The following is an 8516-nucleotide window of genomic DNA, read 5'->3' on the forward strand; positions in this document are numbered from 1 at the left end:
CCGCTGGAATTTCACCAGTTACTGAAGAACCATTTAATAAGGCAATATCAGCATTTGCCTTGTTACGCATGGCATCTGTATAAAGATTTCCCATTCCAACATCAGCAAGCTTCTTATTTGTTGAGAAAAGACCATTTTCTGTTGCTCCAATAACCTCACCAGGCATCGGACCACCTGGATCGATCGTAATCTTAATACGGCCTTCTCGCTTATAATTAATAGCTTCTTCATTAGCCGTCAGTTCTTTTGCATACTCAATCATAGCTGAAGTCATTTGACCCACTAAAGCATTAAGAATCGTTCCTTCAAACTCATAACCAGAACCGCCTGTTCCAATATAGTCAGGAACAGCAATTGTGTAACGCTCATCCAAATCAAGAGCTTGTCCATCTTTTGTTAGCTTAACATCTAATAGATTTCCAACAGGACCTGCGACAATCTCATACTCTAAACCAGAGACTTGTAAGTCAATTTGATTGCGGTCTCCACGAGAATAAGAGAATGCAAGCACTTCTTTAATCGCATGTCCTGTCATTTCATAGACCATAATTTCATTTGCAAATGGCTCAATCGCATAAATATCACCAACTGTGATTTCACCAGCGGAAATACTATCTCGAATCCCGCCATTGTTTGTGATTGCAAAATCTGTATTTGCATATGAACTCATAGCATCAGTCCAGAAGTTCCCAAGAGGAGCGTCATGCTCATAACGACCATCTCYTGATAATCCTGTATCTGAACGTCCAATGACTTCCCCTAAAAGCTCATCCATTTCGTCATTGTATTCATCAATAATCGCTTGAACCTCTTCATCAACATTTGTTAATTGACTCACATTTTGAAGAAAACCTTCTGTTAAAACGACTTTTTCTGCTTCAGTATCAAGTTGAAGAGTTAAATTCCCAATAAAATTAAGGTTACCATTCGTTTGAACAATAGGTGTACCATTCACTACAACTGGAGAGTTAAGGAGAGTATGACTGTGTCCACCAATAATCACATCAAAGTAATCTACTTCCTCTGCTAGGCGACGATCATCAGCGTTTCCGATATGAGTTAAAGCGACAATAATGTCAGCTTCAGCTTCAAGTTCTTCTTGATAATACTTTGCCACAGCTGCGTAATTAGGATCAAAATCAATCCCAACGATTCCAGCAGGAGCTGTTGACGGCGGTGCTTGAGTTAAGGTAAAGACCGCAACATCTACTCCGTTTACATCTAAGATCTCATATGGTTTAGGTTGCTCAATAGGAATATCAGAATCAAATACATCCATATTTGCTGCAAGCCAAGGGAAATTAGACTCACTCATACGCTCTGCAAATACTTCTTGACCATAATCAAATTCATGATTACCAATCGTCATGGCATCAAGACCTGCAAGATTCAAAATGTCAATAATCGGCTTTCCATAATTTAAGTCCACTACAGGATTCCCACTAAAGATATCACCTGCATCTAAATACAAGGAATGCTCCGCATCTTGACGTTGTTCTTTTATATAAGCTGCAGCTTTTCCAAGACCATCAATACTTGCATGAATATCATTTGTATAAAGAATCTGTAAATCTACTAAATTAGTATTTGATTGCTCAGCTTGAGTTTGATTAAACGAAAAAGGAATTGTTAGCAGAACTAGACAAAGTATAGCAGCCATCAACTTTTTCCAATGAACTGAATTGAATGTGCTCATTAATTTACCCTCCATTAAATTGTAGTATGAATGGCAAGCCCCCAACCTCCTTTGAAACCTTAATCGACATTCCAAACATGCCTTTATTCGACACTTTTTACCATTCGTTATAAGTCTAGCATTCATTTTTGTTAATTTGGTATAGCCTAAATTAACTTACAATTACAGATTTCAGCGTCAATTTACCAAACTGTTACACTACGTAGGGCATAGATAATGGATCGAAAGAATCGATTTAGGATTTATTGAAAATTACTGCTAAGTCATCTTCCTCTAAAAAACAAAATATGATCATTTTATTGTTAGATAGAAACATTCTTCATTAAATATGGATTTCTATAGATAACTATAAAGTATTGTTTTTCAAAACTTATCTCGGTATGATTAAGGTCTAATAGACTATACAAAAACCTTTTTTGTCTTTACTAAGAAAAGAGAGAAGGCGACTGTTTCATGAACTATAAAAAGAAGATGTTGTTTCTATATATTATTTTAGGTGTACTCTGGATCGTTGCAACCGACTATTTAGTCTTACAATTAGATTTAGACACCWACCTTAATATACAAAAATTTAAAGGTATTATCTTTGTAATTTTAACTGGCCTATTTATTTACTACGCCTTAGGCAAAAAAGAAGAAGTAAAACTCCTAAAAAATGAAAAAGAGAAACTTAACACCCTCATTAATTCAATGGTAGACTTTGTAAACTTCAAAGACGGAGAAGGTCGTTGGATCGAATCAAATGATTTTGGATTAAAGCTCTTTCAATTAGAAGGTGTCGATTACCGAGGAAAAACCGATGCCCAACTCGCACAATATACAGACTTTTACCGAGATGCTCTCAATTATTGTATGATCTCTGATGAAGAAACATGGGAAACAGGGACAGTGACTCGTTGTGAAGAAATCATACCCTTACCAAACGGATCAGAAAAAACATTTGATACGATTAAGGTTCCTTTATACAAACAAAATAAGGAACGAAAAGGGTTAGTCGTGATCGGAAGAGACATAACGCAGCGTAAACAAGCAGAGCAGCAGTTAAGAGAAAGCGAACTAAAGTATAAGTCCCTTTTTAAATACAATCCTGAACTAGTCTTTATGGTCGACTTATGTGGAGGAATCACCGATCTAAATCCTAAATTTGAACCGCTCACCAACTATCAAAACCATGAAGCTATTGGCAAGCCAATCTTTCAATACATTTGTGAGCAAGATAGAGAACGTATTTACCAATCATTTAGAGCAGTTGTGAAAGATAAAACGGCAAAACGGGATCACGAAGTTCATATTTGTCATAAACAAGGAAAGAAAGTAGTTGTGCATTTTGCCTTAGTTCCTATTATTATTGACGATAACATTACTGGAATTATCGGCTATGTTAATGACATTACTCAAATTTTAGAAACCGAAGAAAAATTAAAAACGACTGAAAAGCTTGCGGTCATTGGTGAACTTGCTGCTGGGATTGCTCATGAAATTAGAAATCCTCTCACCTCTTTAAAAGGGTTCGTGCAGATGTTTCAATCTGAAAGCCAAAAGGAAAACTTCATTCATAACATTATGATAGATGAACTAGATCGCATTAATACGATTGTGAGTGAATTGCTTGTCTTATCTAGACCACAAGAAATTACTTTTTCAAAAAAGAATATCAATGATTCAATAAAAGATGTGCTAACCTTGCTTGAATCCGAAATGAACTTACATGGTGTCACTGTAGATTTGACTACGGTAGAGAATCCACTGCTCTTAGATTGTGAGCCAAATCAATTAAAGCAACTCTTTATAAACATTATCAAAAATTCAATTGAAGCCGATGCTACCAATATTGCAATTGGAGTGTTAAAACAAAAGGAATCCATTATAGTAAACATTCACGATAATGGCCAAGGAATCCGTGAAGAGCGAATAAAAAGATTGGGTGAACCTTTTTATTCTGAAAAAGAAAAGGGAACCGGTTTAGGCCTAACTGTTAGCTTTAAAATTGTAGAAGGTCACGGGGGGAAGATTGAATATGTAAGTGAAGTGGGCAAAGGTACACTAGTGACGATAACATTCCCACTTAACAAAAAAGACTAGAACACTTATGTGATCTAGTCTTTTTTTGACCTACTTATCCTCTCCAAGCAGACATTCCACCTCTAACATTGGTGACATTTAAATAACCTAATTTCTTTAAAGTACCACATGCTTTATTACTTCTCATCCCGCTTTGGCAAATGACCATTACTTCTTTATCTTTAGAGAGTTCATTTTGACGATGCTTAATTTCGTTAAGTGGAATATTTTTCGCTTGCTTTATGTTACGACCTTTATATTCCATCGGTGTTCTCACATCAATGAGTTGTATACCCTTGCGATTTAACTCGCCTTTTAATTGATCCGTCGTAATTTGTTTAACACCTTGAGCCGGTAAAATACGCTTCACGACAAACCAAATAACAAAAGCAATAAACACTCCTTGAATAACTAATTCCATCTTACTGCCCCCTATTTTCTCAGCAGGTTCATCTACTGTACAATTATTATAATACTTTAAATGAGTACCCTTCCTCTTTAAGCTCCTTAATTAAAAGTGGTAGAATACGTAAAGTTTGTTCAAGCTCGTGTAAAAGAACAATCGAGCCGTTTCTTACACGTTTTTTAACCATCTCAACAATCCGTAGTGCCTCTCCTTTAAATAGCCAATCAAAAGAAGCTACATCCCACATCACCATCTCCAACTGTAGATCAGATAGGACATTCAACGTGTCTTCATTAAACTGGCCAAAAGGCGGTCTGAAATACTTAACTGTTTGACCAGTAATCTTCTCGATTTGGCGTTTACTTGTCTCAATTTCTCTTCTTTGATCAATTGCCTGTAATGTAGAAAGATTAGGATGCCTATGTGTATGAGCGCCAATCACATGCCCTTCTTCTAATAGGCGGTCCCATGGTCTCTTATGGTGAAGCAGCCGTGTTTGAAAAAAAAACATAGCCTCAATTTGTTCTGAGACTAGAACATCAAGTAAGTCCTCTAAATACTTACTAGGCCCATCGTCAAACGTTAAAATTACTGACTTTTCTTCTCGTTGACTGAGAGAACAACCATTAGTAATCATCTTCTTGTTTAATGAGTTGTACACAACTCCAGTAAGAGTTTCTACTCATGGACTTTTCATCATCAATCTCACCTCAAGTGTAGTTGACTATACTCCATACGCCTCACGTTTTTCTTTGCAATCATGTCGGTCGAGATCATTCTTAATCGTAAAGCCTGCTACTTTAATGCCTTTTCGCTTTAAAAAGCGTGCAGTCATATTGATTTCAAATTTCTCTGACCCAATTAAAAATACGGTTTCTCCTTCAATCTGATCATAATATCTTTTTAAATAGGCTAATGGAATATTTATAGTTCCTCCCACAGTTAACTTATGGGCAACTGGAAAGTCACGAACATCGAGTAGGAGGATGTCATCTTTTTGTATTACTTTTTCAAGCTCACTACAATTCAAGCCAAAAACAGGAACATATCTTTTATATAGAACATACATGATTATTAGTAACCCAAGTATGAAAACGATCGTCATCATAACACCTCATTTTGATACCGTACCAAGTATCAGTTTACGTATTTAATAATAAAACAGAGTAATATACCATAAATAATATCAGAATCATAAAAACGACCACAGTCATATAAACAATAATTTTAAARGACGAATGAAAAGTTTGAGTATTAATGGTTTTTCGATTACGAAAATAAATATAGGTGGCTAAAATGATGGTTAAAAGTCCTAAGACTAGTGAAAACCCACTAATAAACATTGCAAGTGCGTTATCCATATATTCGTGCAACGGTGTGTTAAAATGCAGTGTCGTTGCCAAAAAGCCTATTCCAATAATAGCAATRGCTGTTCTAATCCACGCTAAATATGTTCGTTCATTCGCTAAATGCTGCTGAATATATTTTGATTCATTCGTTTGATTCATAAGACCCTCCGAACTAGAGGAGCCTCAGCCTTTACCCAATTAAAGAGAGACTCCTCTATTCAATCATTAATTTATTGAAAAAAACCTATCAAATAAAGCCCAACATTGTAAATAACAAAGATAGCTCCTACCAGGAACCATAAGTAAACAGCCAGTCATATAGGTGGTTTTGATTTTAGTTGCTTCTCACCGCCTGTCTTACTCTTTGTTATGCCTCAATGTGTAGTGTTACATGTGTTTTTTTCTTGTTTGGACATACCTAAGCCCCTTACTCATTAGTTTATTATCTAATTTCAGTTGTATATAACCACTATTATATACCTGTATGGGTATAAGGTCAAATAATAATGTCTCTTAAAATAAGAGAAGCAACCTTTTACGGTTGCTTTAAGAAAGCTATGGTTAAAAAGGCATAAATCCTTCTTTACTAAATAAAATCTGTTCTGTTGAAAAAGCTTTTCTCATTTGTTCGTAGGCATATTCATGTGTCCGTTTTCCATACCATCTCTCTGCCTCATCTTCCGAGTACAATTCTTTAATCTTAAGTCTCTCGGTTCTCTTACCATTACTACCATCACCTGTATAGAAATCATCAATGACAATTCGGTTAACAAGAGCAGCCAGCGCTTCTGGAAATTCTTTTGAAAATGGGAGTACAGGTGCTACCGCAGCTTGCACAGGCAGACTGTTTTTTTGAAGCTTGCCGATTGCTTTAAGCCTTGCTTGTATAGGAGGAGCTTGTGGTGAGAAGCTTTTACGTACCTTGTCTAGATCTGTCTCCACTGTCACACTGATACGCAGCTTGTCTTTAAGCTTTAAAAACAAATCAATGTCTCGTGTGACAAGCGGGCTCCGTGTCTGCACAAAAAGAAAATCCGGCGGCATCTCTACAATTGCTTCAAGCAGGGCCCTTGTTATTTTTTCTTTATACTCAACCGATTGATAAGGATCTGTAGCCGATGCCATAAAGATCGTAACTTCCTTCCCCCGTCTTCGCAGGTTGCTCATTTCACGAATATACTTTTCATGAATACCTTTTTTAATATCAACCCACTCGCCCCACTCTTCCCCTCTAAATAAGCCAACCGGACTCTGTCTTACATAACAATAAGAACACCCAAATAAGCAGCCGGTATAAGGGTTAAGAGAATGCGTATATCCATATAAAAATCCGCTAGCAGCGGTTAATATTTTTTTCGGTTCCTTGTATGCAATGTGGTGTCGAGTCAACTGAGATCCCTCACTTTCTATGTCTTCATCTTATTCCCTATACTGCAAATTACAATCATTAACTACCAATTTAAAAAAAGACCCTAACCATCGTCAGAGTCTTAGAGTATGTATAAGTGCTACCAATGCACCTGCAGCTGGTTTCTATCCGGATCATAGATATAAAAGTAAGCATGACCGTTGYCTTCTTTTATATCCTGTACGTTGACTTCATGATTAATTAAGCGAGCTGATAAAAGGGGACACGACGTAATGACGCCGCGCTTTCATCGGGCACCTTTGCATGGAAAAAGGGTCAGTCCCCCGTAAGCAATTGGGGTCTGACCCCTTTTTTTTAATAGGCGCTTCCCATTCTCCACACATTCATTTTCTTCACTTCCGACTCTCCTTCTGAAAATAATTCTAAAAAGAGAGAATCGTCTCTTGATGGGTAGACACGTGTTGTTAAACTATTTACGCCATTTATATAAGCTTCCACCATAGAACGGTCAAGAAAGACACGGAGGCGTAAAAGATCGCCTTCAAACTCAACCTTTCCTCCTTGAATCCCTTTTTCCACATGATCTGAAAGACTAGAGCGCTCGCGATCGACATTCATCGTTTGTTCATCAAAACCATAAAATAGAAGCGTTTCTTCCTCTTGATCTGGTGATTGCCGTATTTTTATCCCGACTTTTTGAGCTGCTTTTCTTTCTATTTCCAATTCAATTTCAAGCATGTCCCCACTTAGGTCTGCTATTTGTTGGTTCACATCTTCTATCGTAGCAGGAGTGTCAAGTGCATAAAGGTGCTCTTCTCTTAAACGTTCTACTTCCTGAACCGGTTCCACCCCTAAACGATGGTCGTTACGAAGCGAAAGGACAATTGGTAAGCCGGCATTGTGAGCCCACCCGGCATTGTACCGRCTTTCTTCGGTTCTTCTATCCTGTGCAATCGAAAACACAATGGCTCGGCCTTGATCATCAACCATTCCGCTTGGTCCTGTAAAGTGTTCACCGACATCTAGCAGATGCGGCTCCTCATGATCAGGGATAAACTGATAGGTTCCCTCATCCCAAGAACCGATCCAATACCAGACATACTTCACAGCATGTTCACTATCACCGTCAAACCATGGATTAATGAGAAAGACATATTTTTCTTCGCCATTATCGTTTTCCCCAATCGGTAATAGCACGGGAAGCTCCCACACATCYCCCGTTTTTGGATAGTCGAGGACATTGCCGATCATTAGAGGATGCTCATACTGCCAATCGATTAAATTTTCTGATGTATAAACAAGCGCCGTTCCTCCAACTGATTCCTCGCCATTTTTGATTCCTGAACCAACAAGCTGKACCCATTTATCTCCAGATTTAAAAACAAACGGATCCCTAAATTGCCCATGCCAAACCGTTCCTTTTTCCGTTTGAATCTCTTCTTCTTGAATGGTGACAGGTTCTGGGTGCTTGATCCAATTCTCTAAGTCAGGATGTTGATCCTCTAAAAATGTACTTCTTGCTAAACCCGTCATTTGATTAGGCATCATACTGTCATTCCYTGCGGTAAAAAATAACGCCGGGTTGCCTTCATCATCAATAATCGAATCCCCGGACCATACACCATCAGGGTCGAC

General features: G+C 37.6%; 8 protein-coding genes. 1 reads left to right on the plus strand and 7 read right to left on the minus strand.

The features are described 5' to 3' along the window. On the minus strand, window positions 1-1696 hold a 1696-nt coding region (locus tag AB685_RS23870; RefSeq protein WP_047973078.1), incomplete at its 3' end, for a 5'-nucleotidase C-terminal domain-containing protein. A gap of 453 nt (window positions 1697-2149) precedes the next feature. On the opposite strand from AB685_RS23870, the gene AB685_RS23875 reads away from it, so the two are divergent. Continuing rightward, window positions 2150-3778 (plus strand): PAS domain-containing sensor histidine kinase, encoded by a 1629-nt coding sequence (locus tag AB685_RS23875; protein WP_047973079.1) that lies wholly within the window; start codon window positions 2150-2152, stop codon window positions 3776-3778. 34 nt (window positions 3779-3812) lie between these two features. On the opposite strand, the gene AB685_RS23880 is transcribed toward AB685_RS23875, so the two are convergent. From AB685_RS23880 to AB685_RS23905, 6 genes are all read right to left on the minus strand, one after another. Further along, window positions 3813-4178 (minus strand): rhodanese-like domain-containing protein, encoded by a 366-nt coding sequence (locus AB685_RS23880; RefSeq protein WP_047973080.1) that lies wholly within the window; start codon window positions 4176-4178, stop codon window positions 3813-3815. Window positions 4179-4224: 46 nt separating this feature from the next. Then, a complete protein-coding gene (locus AB685_RS23885; protein ID WP_047973081.1) occupies window positions 4225-4800 on the minus strand; it encodes a polysaccharide deacetylase family protein in 576 nt (191 codons plus the stop codon). Between the two features lie 87 nt (window positions 4801-4887). Beyond that, window positions 4888-5271: a hypothetical protein gene (locus AB685_RS23890; RefSeq protein WP_128755937.1), complete on the minus strand. Its 384-nt coding sequence runs from the start codon at window positions 5269-5271 to the stop codon at window positions 4888-4890. A gap of 34 nt (window positions 5272-5305) precedes the next feature. Next, window positions 5306-5671 (minus strand): DUF202 domain-containing protein, encoded by a 366-nt coding sequence (locus tag AB685_RS23895; RefSeq protein ID WP_047973082.1) that lies wholly within the window; start codon window positions 5669-5671, stop codon window positions 5306-5308. A gap of 402 nt (window positions 5672-6073) precedes the next feature. After that, window positions 6074-6901: a spore photoproduct lyase family protein gene (locus AB685_RS23900; protein WP_047973083.1), complete on the minus strand. Its 828-nt coding sequence runs from the start codon at window positions 6899-6901 to the stop codon at window positions 6074-6076. A gap of 334 nt (window positions 6902-7235) precedes the next feature. Then, a partial coding sequence (locus AB685_RS23905; RefSeq protein ID WP_047973084.1) for a glycoside hydrolase family 32 protein occupies window positions 7236-8516 on the minus strand: 1281 nt, incomplete at its 5' end.

This window comes from Bacillus sp. LL01 (assembly GCF_001037965.1).

What these genes read in the sequence shown, in the direction of transcription:
- AB685_RS23880 (WP_047973080.1), bottom strand. Translation starts at nt 4,178, where the DNA reads ATGGAATTAGTTATTCAAGGAGTGTTTATTGCTTTTGTTATTTGGTTT.
- AB685_RS23885 (WP_047973081.1), bottom strand. Translation starts at nt 4,800, where the DNA reads ATGATTACTAATGGTTGTTCTCTCAGTCAACGAGAAGAAAAGTCAGTA.
- AB685_RS23890 (WP_128755937.1), bottom strand. Translation starts at nt 5,271, where the DNA reads ATGATGACGATCGTTTTCATACTTGGGTTACTAATAATCATGTATGTT.